This is a genomic window from Sphingomonas sp. R-74633, from assembly GCF_013416555.1.
Taxonomy (GTDB): Bacteria; Pseudomonadota; Alphaproteobacteria; order Sphingomonadales; family Sphingomonadaceae; genus Sphingomonas.
Window position 1 is genome coordinate 578472 of record NZ_JACCFG010000001.1, and the last position, 17051, is coordinate 595522.

At 67.0% G+C, this 17051-nt stretch carries 21 protein-coding genes; 6 read left to right on the forward strand and 15 right to left on the reverse strand.

Annotation, left to right across the window (positions count from 1 at the left end):
* Positions 1-44: 44 nt before the first annotated feature.
* Positions 45-197, reverse strand: coding sequence for a YdcH family protein (locus tag HZY97_RS02810; RefSeq protein ID WP_180141617.1), 153 nt, complete (start codon positions 195-197; stop codon positions 45-47).
* Positions 198-376: 179 nt separating this feature from the next.
* On the opposite strand from HZY97_RS02810, the gene HZY97_RS02815 reads away from it, so the two are divergent.
* Positions 377-574 (forward strand): YdcH family protein, encoded by a 198-nt coding sequence (locus HZY97_RS02815; RefSeq protein WP_180140380.1) that lies wholly within the window; start codon positions 377-379, stop codon positions 572-574.
* Positions 575-659: 85 nt separating this feature from the next.
* The gene (locus HZY97_RS02820; protein WP_180140382.1) at positions 660-1121 is read left to right on the forward strand and encodes a DUF1465 family protein; all 462 of its coding nucleotides are present in this window, start codon (positions 660-662) and stop codon (positions 1119-1121) included.
* Positions 1122-1156: 35 nt separating this feature from the next.
* On the opposite strand, the gene HZY97_RS02825 is transcribed toward HZY97_RS02820, so the two are convergent.
* Positions 1157-2101 (reverse strand): nitronate monooxygenase family protein, encoded by a 945-nt coding sequence (locus HZY97_RS02825; protein WP_180140384.1) that lies wholly within the window; start codon positions 2099-2101, stop codon positions 1157-1159.
* A gap of 162 nt (positions 2102-2263) precedes the next feature.
* Between HZY97_RS02825 and HZY97_RS02830 the strand changes: the two genes are divergently transcribed.
* On the forward strand, positions 2264-2431 hold the full coding sequence (locus HZY97_RS02830) for a hypothetical protein (RefSeq protein ID WP_180140386.1): 168 nt from the start codon (positions 2264-2266) through the stop codon (positions 2429-2431).
* On the opposite strand, the gene HZY97_RS02835 is transcribed toward HZY97_RS02830, so the two are convergent.
* The 7 genes from HZY97_RS02835 to HZY97_RS02865 form a co-directional block, all read right to left on the reverse strand.
* Positions 2428-2847, reverse strand: a complete 420-nt coding sequence (locus HZY97_RS02835; protein WP_180140388.1) for a hypothetical protein — start codon at positions 2845-2847, stop codon at positions 2428-2430. The genes HZY97_RS02830 and HZY97_RS02835 overlap by 4 nt on opposite strands.
* A 54-nt stretch (positions 2848-2901) precedes the next feature.
* Positions 2902-3426: a gamma carbonic anhydrase family protein gene (locus tag HZY97_RS02840; protein WP_180140390.1), complete on the reverse strand. Its 525-nt coding sequence runs from the start codon at positions 3424-3426 to the stop codon at positions 2902-2904.
* Between the two features lie 4 nt (positions 3427-3430).
* Positions 3431-3661, reverse strand: coding sequence for a hypothetical protein (locus HZY97_RS02845; protein ID WP_180140392.1), 231 nt, complete (start codon positions 3659-3661; stop codon positions 3431-3433).
* Between the two features lie 113 nt (positions 3662-3774).
* The gene (locus HZY97_RS02850) at positions 3775-4707 is read right to left on the reverse strand and encodes a hypothetical protein (RefSeq protein WP_180140394.1); all 933 of its coding nucleotides are present in this window, start codon (positions 4705-4707) and stop codon (positions 3775-3777) included.
* 116 nt (positions 4708-4823) lie between these two features.
* Complete coding sequence (locus HZY97_RS02855; RefSeq protein ID WP_180140395.1) at positions 4824-6281, reverse strand: UxaA family hydrolase; 1458 nt, start codon at positions 6279-6281, stop codon at positions 4824-4826.
* 46 nt (positions 6282-6327) lie between these two features.
* Complete coding sequence (locus HZY97_RS02860) at positions 6328-7668, reverse strand: NCS2 family permease (RefSeq protein WP_373684272.1); 1341 nt, start codon at positions 7666-7668, stop codon at positions 6328-6330.
* Positions 7669-7707: 39 nt separating this feature from the next.
* Positions 7708-8544, reverse strand: a complete 837-nt coding sequence (locus HZY97_RS02865) for a fumarylacetoacetate hydrolase family protein (protein ID WP_180140399.1) — start codon at positions 8542-8544, stop codon at positions 7708-7710.
* A gap of 55 nt (positions 8545-8599) precedes the next feature.
* On the opposite strand from HZY97_RS02865, the gene HZY97_RS02870 reads away from it, so the two are divergent.
* Positions 8600-9019, forward strand: a complete 420-nt coding sequence (locus HZY97_RS02870; RefSeq protein WP_180140401.1) for a VOC family protein — start codon at positions 8600-8602, stop codon at positions 9017-9019.
* Here HZY97_RS02870 and HZY97_RS02875 read toward each other — a convergent pair.
* From HZY97_RS02875 to HZY97_RS02900, 6 genes are read right to left on the reverse strand one after another with little or no spacing between them, the layout of a single operon-like run.
* Positions 9016-9900, reverse strand: a complete 885-nt coding sequence (locus tag HZY97_RS02875) for an RDD family protein (protein WP_180140402.1) — start codon at positions 9898-9900, stop codon at positions 9016-9018. The genes HZY97_RS02870 and HZY97_RS02875 overlap by 4 nt on opposite strands.
* Complete coding sequence (locus tag HZY97_RS02880; protein ID WP_373684273.1) at positions 9893-10912, reverse strand: stage II sporulation protein M; 1020 nt, start codon at positions 10910-10912, stop codon at positions 9893-9895. The genes HZY97_RS02875 and HZY97_RS02880 overlap by 8 nt, the downstream gene beginning before the upstream one ends.
* Positions 10909-12201, reverse strand: coding sequence for a DUF58 domain-containing protein (locus tag HZY97_RS02885; RefSeq protein ID WP_180140404.1), 1293 nt, complete (start codon positions 12199-12201; stop codon positions 10909-10911). Before HZY97_RS02885 ends, HZY97_RS02880 begins: the two co-directional genes overlap by 4 nt.
* On the reverse strand, positions 12198-13154 hold the full coding sequence (locus tag HZY97_RS02890) for a MoxR family ATPase (protein WP_180140406.1): 957 nt from the start codon (positions 13152-13154) through the stop codon (positions 12198-12200). Before HZY97_RS02890 ends, HZY97_RS02885 begins: the two co-directional genes overlap by 4 nt.
* The gene (locus HZY97_RS02895) at positions 13144-14289 is read right to left on the reverse strand and encodes a hypothetical protein (protein ID WP_180140407.1); all 1146 of its coding nucleotides are present in this window, start codon (positions 14287-14289) and stop codon (positions 13144-13146) included. The genes HZY97_RS02890 and HZY97_RS02895 overlap by 11 nt, the downstream gene beginning before the upstream one ends.
* Positions 14286-14903, reverse strand: coding sequence for a hypothetical protein (locus tag HZY97_RS02900; protein WP_180140409.1), 618 nt, complete (start codon positions 14901-14903; stop codon positions 14286-14288). The genes HZY97_RS02895 and HZY97_RS02900 overlap by 4 nt, the downstream gene beginning before the upstream one ends.
* Before the next feature lie 428 nt (positions 14904-15331).
* Here HZY97_RS02900 and HZY97_RS02905 point away from each other — a divergent pair, with 428 nt between their 5' ends.
* Entirely contained in the window at positions 15332-16183 is an 852-nt protein-coding gene (locus tag HZY97_RS02905; RefSeq protein ID WP_180140411.1) for a hypothetical protein, read from the forward strand.
* Between the two features lie 12 nt (positions 16184-16195).
* A complete protein-coding gene (locus HZY97_RS02910; RefSeq protein ID WP_180140412.1) occupies positions 16196-17050 on the forward strand; it encodes a hypothetical protein in 855 nt (284 codons plus the stop codon).
* Position 17051: the final 1 nt, after the last annotated feature.

The window sequence follows — 17051 nt, forward strand, 5'->3', positions numbered from 1 at the left end:
CGTCGGGGTGCGGCTTGGGCCACACCCCTTGTTGCGCGGCGCCTCTAACGCGCCATCTCTTCCTTGAGTCGAAGCTTCTGCTTCTTCAGGGAGGCCAGGACCAGATGGTCCGGCTGAGGCCGTTGCGATTCGGCGGCGATTCGCTGGTCGAGCACATTGTGCTTGGCCGAAAGTGCCGAGAAATGCGCGTTCTGCATCGAAGCAGTCTCCTTCATCGGTGGCCGGAACCTGTGAATAAATCACTTTTCCACAGCTTTGTCGCGGGCGAATCGCGGTTGCTGAACGGCTAATCGACAGTGTGCGGAAATAGCGCGATGATCCGTTGCGGAGCCTCTCGCCGTGGTGCAGGGAGCTTCGGGTATCGGGGGCGTTCGCGATGGACGAGAGAGAGATTGTGCGGCGGCTCGAGACGGTGCGGACCGAGCATCGCGATCTCGATGCCGCGATCGATGCGCTGCTCGCCACCGGCACGGCCGATCAGCTCCAGGTCGCCCGGCTCAAGAAGCGCAAGCTCATGCTGCGCGACGAGATCGCGATGCTGGAAGACCAGCTGATCCCCGACATCATCGCCTGATCACACGGCTTGATCCGTTACGGGACGTAACTCCTGTGAAATTAAGCATTTCGTTACCATGAAGGCTATGGCAGCGTCCCAAGTCATGGGGAAACAGGGCACAGCAACGATCCATCGCAAGCTGATCGACTCGCTCTATGTCGAGGCGATGCTGCTCGCGGATGAGGCGCGCGCTTATTTCGATGAGCTCGGCCGCGACGAGCGCGAGGCGCTGGAAGCGCTCAACCGAGTCGCCTTTTCCTGCGAGTCGCTGAAGGTGACGACCCGGCTGATGCACATCATCGCCTGGTTGCTCACCCAGCGCGCGGTCGACGCGGGCGAACTCAGCCCCGGCGACGCGCTGGCGCCCTCGCGCCGGCTCGGCGAGGGGCCCGAGACCGAGGAAGCGCTGCTGGCGGCAATGCCGGAACATGCGGTGTCGATCATCAACACCAGCATCGACCTCTATCGCCGCGTCGGCCGGCTCGACGAGTCGCTGGAGGAGCAGTTCGTGGCCGTCGAAAGCCCCGCGCGCTCGATGATGGACCGGCTGGCCGCGGCTTTCTGACGCTTACGTCATCCTGGCGAAAGCCGGGGTGACAGTTAGCCGCAGAGCGCGGCCTTCGCCGCGGCATATTCTGCCTTCATCTTCTCGATCTTCACCGCCGCCGGCTCGATCGCATGGACCGCGCCGATGCCCTGGCCCGAACCCCAGATGTCCTTCCAGGCCTTGGCCCCGCCGAAGTTCATCGCGCTCGGATCGCTCTCGGGCAGCTTGTCCGGGTCGAGCCCGGCATTGACGATCGATGCCTTCAGATAATTGCCGTGCACGCCGGTGAAGAGGTTCGAATAGACGATGTCCTCCGCCGTGCCCTCGACGATGCCCTGCTTGTAATCCTGCGTCGCATTGGCCTCGTCGGTCGCGATGAAGGGCGAGCCGATATAGGCGAGGTCGGCGCCCATCGCCTGAGCGGCGAGCACCGAGCGGCCATTGGCGATCGCGCCCGAGAGCACCACCGGCCCGTCGAACCATTCGCGCACTTCCTGGACGATCGCGAAGGGGCTGAGCCGCCCGGCATGGCCGCCGGCGCCGGTCGCGACCAGGATCAGCCCGTCGGCGCCCTTTTCGACGGCCTTGTGGGCGAAGCGGTTGTCGATCACGTCGTGCAGCGTGATGCCGCCCCAGCCATGGACGGCATCATTGAGCTCGGGCCGCGCGCCGAGCGAGGTGATCACGATCGGCACCTTCCACTTGGCGCACACCGTCACGTCATGCTCGAGCCGTGGGTTGGAGCGGTGGACGATCTGGTTGACCGCGAAGGGGGCGGCCGGCGTGTCGGGATTGTCGCGGTCCCAGGCGGCGAGTTCCTCGGTGATCTGGTGGAGCCATTCGTCGAGCTTGGTATCCGGCCGCGCATTGAGCGCCGGGAACGAGCCGACGATCCCCGCCTTGCACTGGGCGATGACCAGCTCGGGCACCGAGATGATGAACAGCGGCGACCCGATGACGGGAAGGCGCAGGCGATCGAAGAGCGGGGGCAGGGCCATGGATCGGTTTTGTAGCGAAACGGAATGGCCGTCCAGCCCGGTGCAGGCGACGCTACGGCAACGCCGGGTGCAGGATCCGGGCACAGCGCCGACTCGGGGCCGCATTGAAGCAAACCCGCCGAATCCCCATTATCGGGCGATCCAGTTGCCCCGGGGAGTCTCATGGTCACCAACGAGGTCTACATCATCGTCCGCGACGCAATCAAAGCCGCGTCGCTCCAGAGCGGCAAGCTCTACGAAGAGGGGCAGGAGAGCCATTATCAGGCCCTCGCCGCGGTGATGGCGCTACGCCAGGCGGGTTACGAGGTGACCAAGCGGCTCGACAATTAGTCGAACGGCCGCTGCCAGACCACAAAGGTATCGACCTCGGGCGAGCGCACCGCGGCGGCATAGGCGTGGTGGCGGAAGCCCGGCAGTTCGGCGATCCGCTTGACCATCGCGCCTTCACCCCGCGCACCCAGCGGCACGGTGAAGGCGATGTCCTCATCCAGCCCGTAGAATAGCCACCACGCGCCGCGTCCGTCCGGGCCATAGTCGCTGGTTTCGATCGCGATCGCCCCCAACGCGTCGATCACCGTGGCGCGCCGGTTCCCCTCGGGGTCGATTGACCAGAGGCTGTCGATATCCGCGCCGGCGCGCCATTGGCCTTCGAATTCCGGCTCGGCGATCGGGGCGGGCGGTTCGGCGGGAACGGATAGGGGAGCCGGTGCCGGACGGCGACGCTTCAACCAATCGAACAAACCCATTGCGACCTCTCGACTCGAAAGGCCCATGGGCTAGCCGGGCAATGTGACGGCTGATCAGTCGACGCGTTTCAGTCCCGCGGCATATTCGCGCTGCTTGGTCGCGTAGAGCGTGGCGCTGGCCTTGAGCATCGCCTTCTGCATCTCGTCGAGCGGGCGGACGGCCCTGGCGGGGGAGCCGACGATCAGATGCCCTGCCGGAAATTCCTTGCCCTCGGTCACCAGCGCGCCGGCGCCGACCAGGCAGTCCTCGCCGATCACCGCGCGGTTGAGGATTGTTGCACCCATGCCGATCAGCGTGCGGTTGCCGATCGTGCAGCCGTGCAGGATCGCATGGTGGCCCACGGTCACGTCCTCGCCCACGGTGCAGGGCGCGCCGGGATCGGAATGGAGCATCGCCCCGTCCTGGATGTTCGAGCGCGCACCGATCACGATCGGGGTGTTGTCCGCGCGCACCACCGCGCCGAACCAGACCGAGGCCAGTTCGGCCAGATGGACGTCGCCGATCAGGTCGGCACTCGGCGCGACCCAGGCGTCTTCAGCTAGGAGGGGCTGATGCCCCGCAAATTCGTAAAGCGGCATCCGCTCAGAATAGCGGCGCGGAAAGCTCCGGGGGAAGCGGAATGTTCGCGCCGAGCGCGAGCGCCAGCGCGACCGCGCCGAGCAGCACCGCCAGCGTCGACGAAAGCGAGAACAGGCCCCAGCCGACCATCGTGACGACCTGCGGGTTCGCACGCTGCTCGCGCTTGTTGCGCTGCATCGACATGATCACGAACATCGCGAGCATCGCATATGCGAAGACAAAGAACTCGGTCATCAATCCCACCCCGGAAATCCCCACGGCGATTTTAGGCGAGGAGGGTTAACGCTTCAATGCCGCACGCCTCCGGTTTACCGCAGTGCAGCAAGGATCCGTCGCGGGCGAAATGATCAGTGGTGGGCGGCCGTGCTCGCCGACTTGCAGCTGCACGCGCAGACGCAGGCGGGCATGCAGAGGCAGGGCTGGGGAACTGCGCAGTGGCAGGTGTGCGCGGCGGGCTTGTGCTCGTCCTTCTTCGGCTTTTCGGGCGCACCGGGCAGCGGCAGCAGGTCGCGCGCATTGCCAGTATAGATGGTGTGGGCGTCGGCGCTGCCGCACGCGGTGCAGCCATCATGCTCCTCGTCATGATCGTGGCTGCTGCCGAAGCTGAAGCTGTGGCCCGACTCCTTCTTGAGCACCTTCTTCGCGGCCTCGCACACCGCAATCGCATAATTGCCCAGCGTCGAGACCATCTGGCCCATCGCGACCTGCTCGGTGGCGAAATAGTGGACTAGCATCGCGTCGCGGTGGGCATCCACCGGCTCGCGCACCGCGGGATAGCTCAGCATCTGCTGCAGGTCGGCGAGCTGCGATTCCATCGCGCCGATCTGGCCGCTCCAATTGTTGAACGCGGCGAACAGGTCGTAATGCGGCCAGCTCGCCGGCGCCTGGGGGCGCATCTGCTCGACGAAGTTGACCGGCCCGGCCAGATCCTCGCGCAGCAGCCGGAGCAGCACGCGCAGCGTCACCACGTCGCGCTGCGGCTGGCGCAGGCGCTGGGCGAAGGTTTCGGTCACCGTGCCGGTGTGCTTCCACACCTGCCGGCACAGCATGCGGGTGAATTCCTCGTCGCGCTTCTTCGGCTTGGCGAGCAGCGCGGACTTGAGCGACGAGAGCACGCCGATCACGATCAGCAGTGCGATCAATACCCCGCCGACCAGGATCCAGGCCGGCCAGTAGATCGCTTCCGCGCTGATCGGCTGGGCGGCAGTGCTGGCATTGGCGACCGAGGCATTCGCCGCGCTCGCCGCCAGATTGCCGATCGAAGCCAGAATAATCGCCACGCCATTCCCCCTGAGTCGCGGGCGATATGGTTAACAGAAATGAACGGGCAGCACAGTCATGACTCATCCGTTTCGAAACGGAGATGTTGCATAAACCTGCGCAATTGCTGCGCGCGTCAGAGCGTGACGCCGCGCTTCCAGATCGCGATCTCGCGCTCGCCATTGCGTTCGGCAGCGGTTTCCTTGCCTGACGCGATCGCGGCGATCGTGTCGAGCAGCGCATCGGCAGCGACGTCCATGCCCTGATCGAGCACCTGGCCCGCGTCGAAGTCGATCCAGCCGGGCTTGCGCGTGGCGAGGTCGCTGTTCGAAGCGATCTTGATCGTGGGCACCGGGAAGCCGAGCGGCGTGCCGCGGCCGGTGGTGAACAGGATCGCAGTCGCGCCCGCCGCGGCCAGCGCAGTAGAGGAGACCGCGTCGTTGCCCGGTGCCTCGAGCAAGGTCAGCCCCTTGCGGCGGACGCGGCCGCCATAGGGGATCACATCGGTGACGATCGCATGCCCGGCCTTCTGCACTGCGCCGAGCGACTTCTCTTCCAGCGTGGTGATGCCGCCGGCGATGTTGCCGGGCGAGGGGTTCTCGGAGACCGGCTCGCCGTGCCGGGTGAAATATGCCTTGAAGTCGTTCACCAGCTCGACAATCCCGTCGAACACCGCTTCATCCTGCGCGCGCTCCATGAGGAGCTGCTCGGCGCCGAATATCTCGGGGATCTCGGTAAGGATCGCGGTGCCGCCTGCCGCGATAACCGCGTCGGCCATGCGCCCGACCAGCGGATTGGCGGTGAGGCCAGAAAAGCCGTCCGACCCGCCGCACTTCACCCCGAGCACCAGTTCGGAGAGCGGGGCGGGGGTGCGCTCGGCCTGCGCGCCGGCGACCAGTTCCTCGACCAGCGCCAGGCCTTCCTCGATCTCGTCGCTCGCCATTTGCGCGCCGAGCGTGCGCAGGTTCGGATGCTCGATGCCCTCGAGCATCCCCGAAATCTGGTTGTTCTCGCAGCCGAGCCCGACGATCAGCACGCCGCCGGCATTGGGATGATTGGCCAGCGCCGAGAGGATCGCACGGGTGCCCTGCAGGTCATCGCCGAGCTGCGAGCAGCCGAACGGGTGGGGGAAGGCATGGACGCCGTCGATCCTGCCCGCGTGCAGCTTTTCGGCACGCTCGGCGATCTTCTGCGCGGTGCGGGCAACGCAGCCGACGGTAGGGATCACCCAGATCTCGTTGCGCGTGCCGACCCTGCCATTTGCGCGGCGATAGCCCAGGAAGCCCGGACCCTCGACCAGAGCGTCGTCCTGCGCCGAAGGGGTGAAGGCATAGTCGCCGCTGCCCTTGAGCGCGGTTGCTACATTGTGCGTGTGGACATGCTCCCCTGGCGCGATCGCCCGGGTGGCGACACCGATCGGGAAGCCGAATTTGAGCACGGGCTCGCCCGGCGCGATCGGCTTCATCGCAACCTTGTGACCCTTGCCGATCGGCTCGGCGAGCGTCACGCCCAGCGCCTGCTCGCCGGCTGCCATGTCACGCAGCGCCGTGGCGGTGCTGTCCTTGGGGTCGATGCGGAAAAGTGCCGGGATCATGGCGCCCGATATAGGTCTGCGGCCCGGCTATGGAAACCGGTTTCCATCAGCCCGCCGCCAGCCAGGCGAAGCGGATTACGAACAATCCGGCCAGTAGGAGCAGCAGCCAGTCGCCCGCAGTGATCTTGCCGCGGATCAGCCGGATCAGCGCATAGGCCGTGATGCCGAAGGCCAGGCCGTTTGCGATCGAGAAGGTGAAGGGGATCATCGCCACGGTGAGGAAGGCGGGGATCGCCATCTCGGGATCGTCCCAGTCGACATCGGCTAGCGGCGCCATCATCAGCCCGCCGACCAGCACGAGCGCCGGGGCGGTCGCGGCGATCGGCACCAGTTGCGCCCAAGGCGCGACGAACATCGCGAGCAGGAACAGCACCCCCGTCACCACTGCGGTAAGCCCGGTGCGGCCGCCGGCCTGCACGCCCGCGGCGCTCTCGACATAGGAAGTCACCGTGCTTGTACCGGCCAGGCTGCCGGCGATGCTGGCCACGGCGTCGGTGAACAGGATGCGGTTGAGCCGCGGGATGCGGCCCTGTTCGTCGATCAGCCCGGCGCGGCGAGTGACGCCGACGAGCGTGCCGACATTGTCGAACAGGTCGACGAAGAGGAACACAAACAGGATCTCGAACAGCCCGAGGCCATGGCTGCCCGACAGGCCGAATACGCCGGCGAGATCGAGATGGAAGGCGACCTGGCTGATCGCCGTCAGGTCATAGGGCTCCGGCTTGAAGACGACCTGGCCGGTCGCCCAGGCGGCGAGCGTGGTTGCGACGATGCCGATCAGGATCGCCCCGCGCACCTTCCACGCGGCGAGGCCGGCGGTGATGACGAGCCCGAACAACGCCAGCGCTGCGCCGGGCGCGTGGAGGTCGCCGAGCGTCACCAACGTCGCGGGGCTGGTGACGATGATCCCGGCATTCTTCAACCCGATCAGGCCGATGAACAGGCCGATGCCGCCGGCCACCGCGGCGAAGAGCTGGGGCGGGATCGCCGCGATGATCAACTGGCGGATGCCGGCGAAGGTGAGCAGCAGGAAGGCGACGCCGGAGAGGAACACGCAGCCAAGCGCCACCGGCCAGGGCACGCCCATGCCCTGCACGACGGTGAAGGCGAAATAGGCGTTGAGCCCCATGCCCGGCGCCAGCGCGAGCGGCACGTTTGCGGTAAGCCCCATCAGGATGCTCGCGAGGCCGGCGGCAAAGCAGGTCGCGGCGGCGACGGCGGCCACCGGCATCCCCGCGGCGCTCAGGATCGCCGGATTGACGATGATGATATAGGCCATGGTCAGGAAGGTCGTGCTGCCCGCCAGCACTTCGGTGCGCACCGTCGTGCCGCGCTCGGCCAGCGCGAAATGGCGCTCGATCAGGCCCGGTTCGTCGGTGTCGGCCACAAGCATTCCCCTATGCTGCCCGGGCTTAGTCTAGCGGTCCTAGGCCTGTTCGACCACCTGCCGCTGCTCGCCCAGCCCGTCGATGCCCAGCCGTACTTCGTCACCCGGCTGGAGGAACACCGGCACCGGCTTTTGTGCCATGCCGACGCCGGGCGGCGTGCCGGTCGAGATGATGTCGCCGGGCTGCAGGCTCATGAACTGGCTGATGTACGAGACGAGGAAGCCCGGCTTGTAGACCATCGTCGCGGTCGAGCCGTCCTGATAGCGCTTGCCGTTGACCTCGAGCCACATGCCGAGCGCGTTGGTGTCGGCGATCTCGTCGGGCGTCACCAGCCACGGGCCGATCGGTCCGAAGGTGTCGCAACCCTTGCCCTTGTCCCAGGTGCCGCAGCGCTCGTTCTGGAATTCGCGCTCGGACAGGTCGTGGCAGATGAAATAGCCCGAGATCGCGGCCAGGCCCTCTTCCTCTGTCACGTAGCGGCAGTCGCGGCCGATCACGATGCCGAGCTCGACTTCCCAGTCCATCTTGGTCGATCCGCGCGGGCGCAGGATCGGGTCATTGGGGCCGGAAACCGCGCTGGTCGCCTTGCTGAACAGCACCGGCTCCTTGGGGATCTCGACACCGGTCTCCGTGGCATGATCGGCATAGTTGAGGCCAATGCAGAGGAACTTGCCCGGCCTGGCGACACAGGGGCCGAGGCGCGGCTGGCCCTCGACCACAGGCAGGGCGGAGAGGTCGGCCGCGGCGATGCGGGCGATCACGGCGTCGCTGCCATCGATGTCCGCCACAACGGCGGACAGGTCGCGCAACCGGCCCTCGCCATCGATCAGGCCCGGACGTTCGGCGCCTGCGGTGCCGTAGCGAACCAGTTTCATGCATCTCTCCCTCGTCTGTCTGGCCCCAGCCTTCCACATTTTCTATGCTCACGCCATGACCACGCCGCTCTTCCACCTCGCCATCCCCGTCGACGATATCGAGGCGGCCCGCGCCTTTTACGGCGGCACGCTCGGTTGCCCGCAGGGGCGCGAGGATCCGGGGCACTGGATCGACTTCGATTTCCGCGGCCACCAGCTTGTCGTCCACAAGGCGGAAGGGGCAGGGGTGAAGGCGCGCAGCGGCGTCGATGGCGATGCGGTGCCGGTCCCGCATTTCGGGCTCGTGCTCGGCTGGGAGGAATGGGAGGCGCTGGCCGAGCGGCTGCGCGCCGCCGGAACCGACTTCGTGATCGAGCCGCATATCCGCTTTGTCGGAAAGCCCGGCGAGCAGGCGACGATGTTCTTCTATGATCCCGCCGGCAATGCGCTGGAGTTCAAGGCGTTTCGCGACCTGGGGCAGCTCTTCGCGACCTAGCGCTGGTACTTGTCCTTCTTGCGCTTGCCGAACAGCATGCCGCGTTCCAGCCGCCGGGCGAGCGCGGTGTAATAGGCCTCAAGAAAGGCATATTCGTCACCCTCCGCCGCCAGCATGCCGATCCGGTCGCGGATTGTGCGCGCGACGACGATCATCGAATGATCGTCGTTCCGGCGCAGCACTTCCTCGAGCTTCTGCAGCTCGAACTCGCCATAGACGGCGAGCTGCGCGTCGGTGAAGCTGTAGCGCGATTGCTCGGGCGCGACGTTGGTGGCGACGCTGTGGCTGAGGCTGCGCCGCGGCATCCGCACCACCCAGGTGCCGGCGATCAGGTCGCCGACGCGCAGCCGGTCGCGGTTGAACAGCGGGAACAGCGCGAAGACGCCGGTCCAGAGCAGGCCGACCAGCCCGGTGGCGATGTCTCCAAGGCCCTGCGAGCTTTGATAGGCAGCGAAGGACAGCGGCAGGAACAGCTCCAGCTCGCGCATCGCATTGCGCGCGAGGACCTGGTGGCCGCGCAGCCGCGAGCCGCTGCGCGAGACGACGCGGAGCTTCATCAGCCTTTTGCCCGGCGTCGCGGCGCGTGGGCCGAGCTCGAAGATCGCGAAATAGCCGTTTCGCAGCACGAAGAAGCCGAGCAGCCAGATCATCGCGATCGCCTGGGCCAGCGCCTTGCCGCCGCCCATCAGGACGAACACCAGGAACAGTGTGAAGATCACCAGCGTCAGCACGATGATGACGATGTCGAGCATCACCGCGCCGGCGCGCTCGCCGACGCTGGCGATGTCGAGCTTCAGATCGACGCCTTCCGGTGTCACGAAGGTGCGGCGGTTGGTGTACTTGTCCACGCGCCGGCGCGGCTTGGCGCGGGGCTTAGCCATCGCTGCTCTCCGCACTTACGGGCAGCGCGTAGAAATAGAGCAGCCAGCCGGCGAGCACCGTGCCGCCGATTGCGACGCGGATCAGGTCGGACTGGACGATCTGGCGCCCCACGCCCTCGAGCAGGCCGGCCACCGCGAGCATCAGCACCACGCCGATCATTGCGAGGGTGGCGGTGCGCCCCGCCCGGGTGGTCGCCGCGGTCCGCGAATGCTTGCCGGGAAAGGCGACTGCCATGCCGATGCGCAGCCCCGCGGCGCCGGCGATCCCGATGGCGAACAGCTCGGTCGTGCCGTGGATCGTCAGCCAGGCGGTGAGCGGCCAGCCCAGGCCCTTGGAGACGAACACCGCGACGAAGGCGCCCAGGATGGCGCCCTGGTAGACGAGCAGCAGCAGTGTCGGCACGCAGAATGCGAAGCCCAGCGCGAAGCACATCAGCGCGATCTGGGCATTGTGGGTGAACAGATAGGTGGCGAAGGCGCCGAGCATGTCGTTGCTGTCGCCGCCGCTGTCGTACAGCGTCTGGCGCAGCTCTGCCGGGCTCGATTGCGGTCCGCGCCCGCCGGCCAGCCCCTCGGGGACGATCGAATGGTACCAGCTGGGGTCGCTGGCGACGAGGCAATAGGCCGCCACGCCGCCCAGCACCATCATCAGCATCGCGACCAGCGTCTCGCGCACCAGGCTGCGCATGGCCAGCGGCCAGCCCGTGCCGAAGAATGCCGCGAGCCGGCGGCGAAGCGGTGGCTGGACGCCGTAGAGAACGAAATAGGCGCGGGCGCACAGCGACTCGAGATAGCCGATGAGATCCGCATCGAGCGACGTTTCGCGCGCCACCGACAGCGAGGAGAGTGCGGCGCGATAGAGCACCGGCAGTTCGAGCAGGTCCTCGTCCGAAAGCGTCGCCGCCTTGCCGCGCTCGATCTGGAGGACGCGCTGCTCGAGCTCCGCCCAGTCGATAGCGCGGGCTTCGCGGAAGCGCATGCTGGCGAACTGCGACGATGCGCCGCGGCTCACAGCACGTTCCTCCGCTTGAAATCGAAATATTGGCGGACGAGCGCTGCGCCCACGTCGCGGTGCGGTGCCTCGAGCACATGAATGCCGGCATGGCGCAGCCGCGCCGCGACGATCCGGCGCTCGCGCAGCATGGATGCGGCGATCACGGCGCGCGAGACATCGTCGATCGCCAACGGCTCGGCGGCGGCCAATTCCTCCAGCTCGTCATCGGCGAGGATCACGAACAGCACGAGATGTCCGCGCAGCAGGTTGGTCGCGGCGCGGATCATCAGCTCGGCGCCGGTGGGATCGGTGAATTCGGTGAAGATGACGACCAGCGAGCGGCGGGTGAGGTCGCCCGCCAGCGTGGCGAGTGCCAGCGTGTAGTTGGTCTCGGCGGTGCTATAGTCGAGCTGGGCCGCGAGCCGCTGCATCAATGGGAAGGCGCGCGTTCCCGAGACTGCGCCCGAGGCGACACGCGGCTGCGAGTCGAAACCGAACAGCGCCACCCGGTCACCCAGCTTGAGCCCGGCATAGGCGCCGAGCAGTGCCGCGGAGATTGCCCGGTCGACACGCGGCAGACCGTCGATCGGCTCGCACATCACCCGGCCGGTATCGATTGCGAAGACGATCTGGTTGTTGCGCTCGATCCGGTTCTCGCGCGCCAGCAGCTTGAGGTGGCGGGCGCTATGGTTCCAGTCGATTGTCCGGCGCTCCATGCCCGAACGCCATTCGCTGAGCGCCTCGAACTCGCTGCCCTCGCCGCGATCGACCCGCGCCATCTCGCCGACCTGCGCGTCGCGCAGCAGCAGGTGAGCGGACTGGCGGACAGGGCGGATGTCCGGGGTGATCGTCACGCTGCGGTTCAGCATCTCGCTGCGCTGGCGCCAGACCAGGCCGAACGGGCCGGTCCAGCGGCTCCACAGCGCCCGCACGGCGTCGGTGCCGCGGCGAACGGGCAGGAAGGCGATTGCCGCGTGGTTCTCCCGGCCTTTGAACCTGACGCGTCCATCCGCGCGCGGGGCCAGCCTGGGGCCCGTTGCCACGGCGAGTTCCAGCCCGTCGATCGGCTTGCTGGTCAGCGTCACATTCACGATCAGTGGCGCGCCGACTTCGATCACGCCCGGGCTCTCTACTTGCAGCACCGGCGCGCGTGGTGCGAGCAGCAGATCGATCGCCGCAAAGGCGAGCACCACCGGCACCCACACCAATCCGGCAAACCATAGCTGCGGCGCGAACACGCCGACGAGCAGCGCGGGCGGCGCCCCCGCGGCCATCAGCAGCACGCAGCGAAGCGTGGGTCGGATCAACGCGGCGCCTCGACCTGCTCGATCAGCCCGGCGATGATCGCGTCGGCGTTGCGCCCGTCGATCTCGGCGGCGGGCGAGAGGATCACGCGGTGGCGCAGCGCCGCGGGGGCGAGCTTCTTCACGTCATCGGGCAGCACGAAATCGCGCCCGTCGAGCGCGGCATGCGCGCGTGCGGCGGCGGCAAGCGTGGCCGCTGCGCGCGGACTGGCGCCGGTCTGAAGATCGCCGGTCGCGCGCGTCGCGCGGATCAGGCGCACAACATAGTCCACCACTTCGTCGGCCAGCCGGGCCCCGGCCACTGCATCGGCCGCGGCGCTGATTGTCGCGTGATCGGCCACCCGGCTCACGCCCCATTCCTCGGGCTTGGGCATGCCGAAGCGGGCGCCCTGCTGCGCGACGATGGCGCGTTCCTGCTCCAGGCTCGGATAGCCGACCTCGAACTTGAACAGGAAGCGATCGAGCTGCGCCTCGGGCAGCGGATAGACGCCCTGGCTCTCGATCGGGTTCTGCGTGGCGACGACCATGAACCGGTCAGAAAGCTTGTGATCGATCCCGTCGATCGTGACGGTGCGCTCCTGCATCGCCTGGAGCAGCGCCGCCTGCGTCTTGGGCGGGGTGCGATTGATCTCGTCGGCGAGCAGCAGCTCGGTGAAGATCGGGCCCTGGGTCAGCGTGAACTGGCTCGTCTGGAAATTGAACAGGTTCGAGCCGATGATGTCGCCGGGCAGCAGGTCGGGCGTGAACTGGACGCGCCCGTAATCGAGCCCAGCCGCCCGCGCGAAACATTGCGCCAGGAAGGTCTTGGCGGTGCCCGGCGGTCCTTCAAGCAGGATGTGCCCCGATGCGAAGAGGGCAACGAGCATCAGCTCCACCGCTTCGTCGAGCCCCACTACAGCCTTGCCCACTTCGGCGCGGATCGTGTCGCCCAGCGCCTTCACTTCATCAATGTTCACGCGTGACGGTCCTTTTCCATTGGTAGAGGGCGCGGGCGGCGTCGAGCAGCGCGCGGGTATCCTGGGCATGCTCGGCGCGGCCGGCCATTTCGGTGAAGGGCTCGCCGCCCTTGTCGAGCCGATCGAGATAGCGGTCGAGCGCTTCGGGCGGCAGGCTGGCGGGCGCCCCAGTGGCGCTGGCCGCCGCATCGCGGATAAGCGCGGCATAGCGGTCCCCCGTGCGGTGCCGCCGTCCGGCGAGACGGAGTAGGGCTGCGCCATTCTCAGCGATCGCGCGCTTGCCGAAGGCCACGCCGCGCCCCTCGGGGAGCGCGGGGCCGAAGCGCAGCATCGCGTGCCAGCCCGCCAGCAGCGCGGCGATGATCAGGCACAGCGTGAGCGGCAGGAACGGGGCTTCGAAAGCAAGCTTGAGCAGGTTCGGATTGAGGCCATAGCCGTGGAGCGTCAGGTCGAATGCGATATCGTCGGCGACTGCATATCGATCGAGCACATCCATGGCGCGCTCGGCGCCCGCGAGCGTCGCGAGCCCCTGATTGTCGAGCAGGTCGGGATCGGCGACGACGATGGTCAGTCGGTCCTTGACCTGCGCGGCCAGCATCCGGCCCTGATCATCGTCGATCAGCGGCTCGAGGGTCTCGCCCGAAATCGTCCGCAGGCCCTTCGGATTATCGGTGAGCGTCATCGCGCCGAGCGGGGCGACGAGCTTCACGATCCTGGCGGGATCCAGCGTGCCGATCGACTGGACCCAGGCCGGCTTGTCACGGCGCGGGAAGGTGATCCATTTCGGCAGCACCACGATCGTGGGATAGTCGCTGCGGCGCTCGAGGATCTTTTCGAGCAGCTTGGGATCGGTATCGGCAGCGGGCGTCAGCACGATGAGCTGGTTTACGTTATCGAAGTCGCCGTCACGCCGGATGAAGCCGACCTTGCCATGGACTTGCCGCACCAGTTCCGCCGCACCGGCAAAACCCACTGCCGAGGTCGAAAGCGCATGGTTGCCCGGCCGCTGCGCCGGTTGCAGGTCCTCGCCATAGGCGGCGAGCAGCAGGAAGGCGAGAAAGCCGACAGTGCCCAGCACCACCATGACGAGCACGGTGCGCATCGCAAAGGGCGCGGCATTGCTGTCCGCGCTCATTTCCACGCTCCCGGCAACGCGAACTCGCCATAGGCGGCGCGCGCCTCCTCCCAATCGCCCTGCGCAAGGCTGCGTCCGCCGAACAGGCTGCGCTCGACCGGCGCTGCCATGGCGGCGAAGGCACGGCGGACGATATCGGGCATCCAGCCCGCGCCGGCGATCTCGCGGCTGGTGAGCGCTGGGCGGAGCAGCCGCGGGCGATTGCGCTGGATGTCTTCGAGGCTGCGCTGGAGCAGCAGATGCACGGCCTCGGCGTAGCGGCCTTGGGCCGCCAGCGCCTCGGCATCGGCAAGCAGTGCGCGCGCCGCCCGTTCGGTCGGGCGCCAGGTGGCAACGTCCTGCTCGGCTTCGGCCTTGGCGTCGCGCGAAGGGAGCCACCGGATGATCGCGGTGATGACCAGGTAGAGAATGATCGCGGCGCCCACGGCCACGCAGATCCAGAAGATCGTCGGCGCGAAGGGCGAGAAATGCGAAAGCTGCTTGCCGAGCCAGCGCGTCCATTCGGGCACTTCGGGCGGTTTCGCCGGCGCCATGCTGAACTGGATGTCGGCGCGGGCGCGCAGCGCCTCATGCGCCTTCGCGACGGACTGCGCAGTCGATGCCTGAACGGTCACGTCGAATCCCCCACGATCCAATTGCTACCGGAACAAACCGCGCGAGGAAAGCCGCGCAAGGCCGGACTTTTGAACCGTTTTTGCTCGGCTTTGCGCGCCGCTTCCTTTCCGCTTCGGCGTCGATCTGGCGCGGCTGATCAGGCATCGGACGATAGGGGGAGACCGGGCGGGCGAGGGGTACCCGCCCGGCTCGTTGCATGGCGCCGGGCCGGTTGCAGCGGCGTCGGCGTTGGCCGGCCAAATCTAGGCCCGGGAACCAACGCTCCACCATCGGCAAAAACCATTAGGGCAGGGGTGGGCGGACCGCGGCGGCGCCCTCTTGTCCGGGACCCTACCGGATGACCAAGCCGCGCGCTCAGGGTTTGTCCCGATAGTGCGTCTCGGGAAACGGCGCACACTGCATGCGACAACAGGGACGGAGCTTTCCCATGCAGATGCGCACTCGGTACGGCTGGGTTCGTCAGGGGCTTTCGGGAGCGGGGTGCGCGGCGGCGCTGCTCGTGCTGCCGGGCGTGGCGCACGGCCAGACGCTGGACGACAAATACTGGATCGAGATCTCGGGCTATTGGCCTGACGTCGATTCCAAGGTGCAGGTGGCGAATGTCGCGCACCCGAATATCGCGACCGAGATCGATCTGGAATCGGATCTCGATCTGTCGGACCGCAAGGTGCTGCCCGCGGTGAATGCCGGCGTGCGGCTCGGTCATTTCGTGCTCGCCGCCGAATATTATTCGCTGCGCCGCTCGAACAGCCACGCGATCGAGCGCGACCTCACCTTCGACGATGTCACTTATCCGGTCGGCGCGACGGTGAGCAGCGAGTTCAATTCGGACATTTACCGCTTCACTGTCGGCTATGACATCGTGAAGCAGGAGAATGTCGAGTTCGGCCTCGCGCTCGGCGCGCATGTCACCAATTTCGAAGTCGGGCTGAGCGGGCAGGCGACGGTCTCCGGATCGCCGGTGCTGACCACCGAGGCACGCAAGAAATCGGTGCTGGCGCCGCTGCCGACGCTGGGTGCCTATGGCGCGGTCAAGCTGGTGCCGCGGCTGATGCTGAGCGGCAGGGTCGACTGGCTGTCGGTCAAGATCGACGATTACAAGGGCCGGCTATGGAACGTGCAGGCCGAGATCAACTACCGCATCTTCAAGAATGTCGGGATCGGGGTGATGTACCGTTATGTCGACTATCGGCTCGACGCGGACAAGGAGAAGTGGACCGGCAGCATGACCTACCGGTTCAGCGGCCCTGCCGCCGTGCTGCGCATCGGCTTCAAGTGAAGGCGCCCGCGCATGAACGTGCTGCTGGCAGAATGGCTGTTCCTCACCCCGGTGTGGAGCATCGGCCTGATCCTGTTCGTCGGAATGGCCGCAGCGGGGTGGCTTGGCTCCTGGCTGCGCAAGCGCCGCGACCGCACGCATCCGAAGCCTGAAGCCGGCAAGAAGGACAAGGAGGATAGCCAGGAAGGGCTGATCGTCTCGGCAGTGATGGGCCTGCTCGCGCTGCTTGTCGGCTTCACCTTCTCGCTGGCGCTCGACCGGTTCGACAATCGCCGGGTGGGGGTGCTCGAAGAAGCCAATGCGATCGGCACCACTTATCTGCGTACCCAGATGATCGATGCGCCCTATCGCGCGCAGATCAGCCAGTTGCTCGCGGATTATACCGACAACCGGGTGGCGCTATCGCACGAAAAGGCCGGTTCGCGCGCCGAGGCGCTGATGGTGCGCAACGACCAGTTGGTCACCCAGCTCTGGACCGCCACCCGGGCGGCCTGGCCGACGATGAAGGGGCTGGATTTCTCCAGCGCCTATCTCGATTCGATGAACGCGATGATCGACATGGACGCCACAAGGCGGGCGGCGCGAAGGGCGCATGTGCCGGCGGAGGTGTTCCTGTTGCTGTTCATCTATCAGTTCGTCGCGGCGGGCGTACTCGGCTATGTGCTGGTCGGCGCGCGCGGGCGGCAGACCGGCGCCTTCCTGTTCTTCCTGTTCGGCCTGTCGCTGCTGCTGGTGATCGATCTGGACCGGCCCGTGGACGGCGGAGTCACCGTCTCGCAGCAGCCGATGCTCGACGTGCGCGACATGATCCGCGCCAACCCGCCGGCGGTCTATGATCGCCCGCCGGCACCCGTGCCACAGCTTTAGC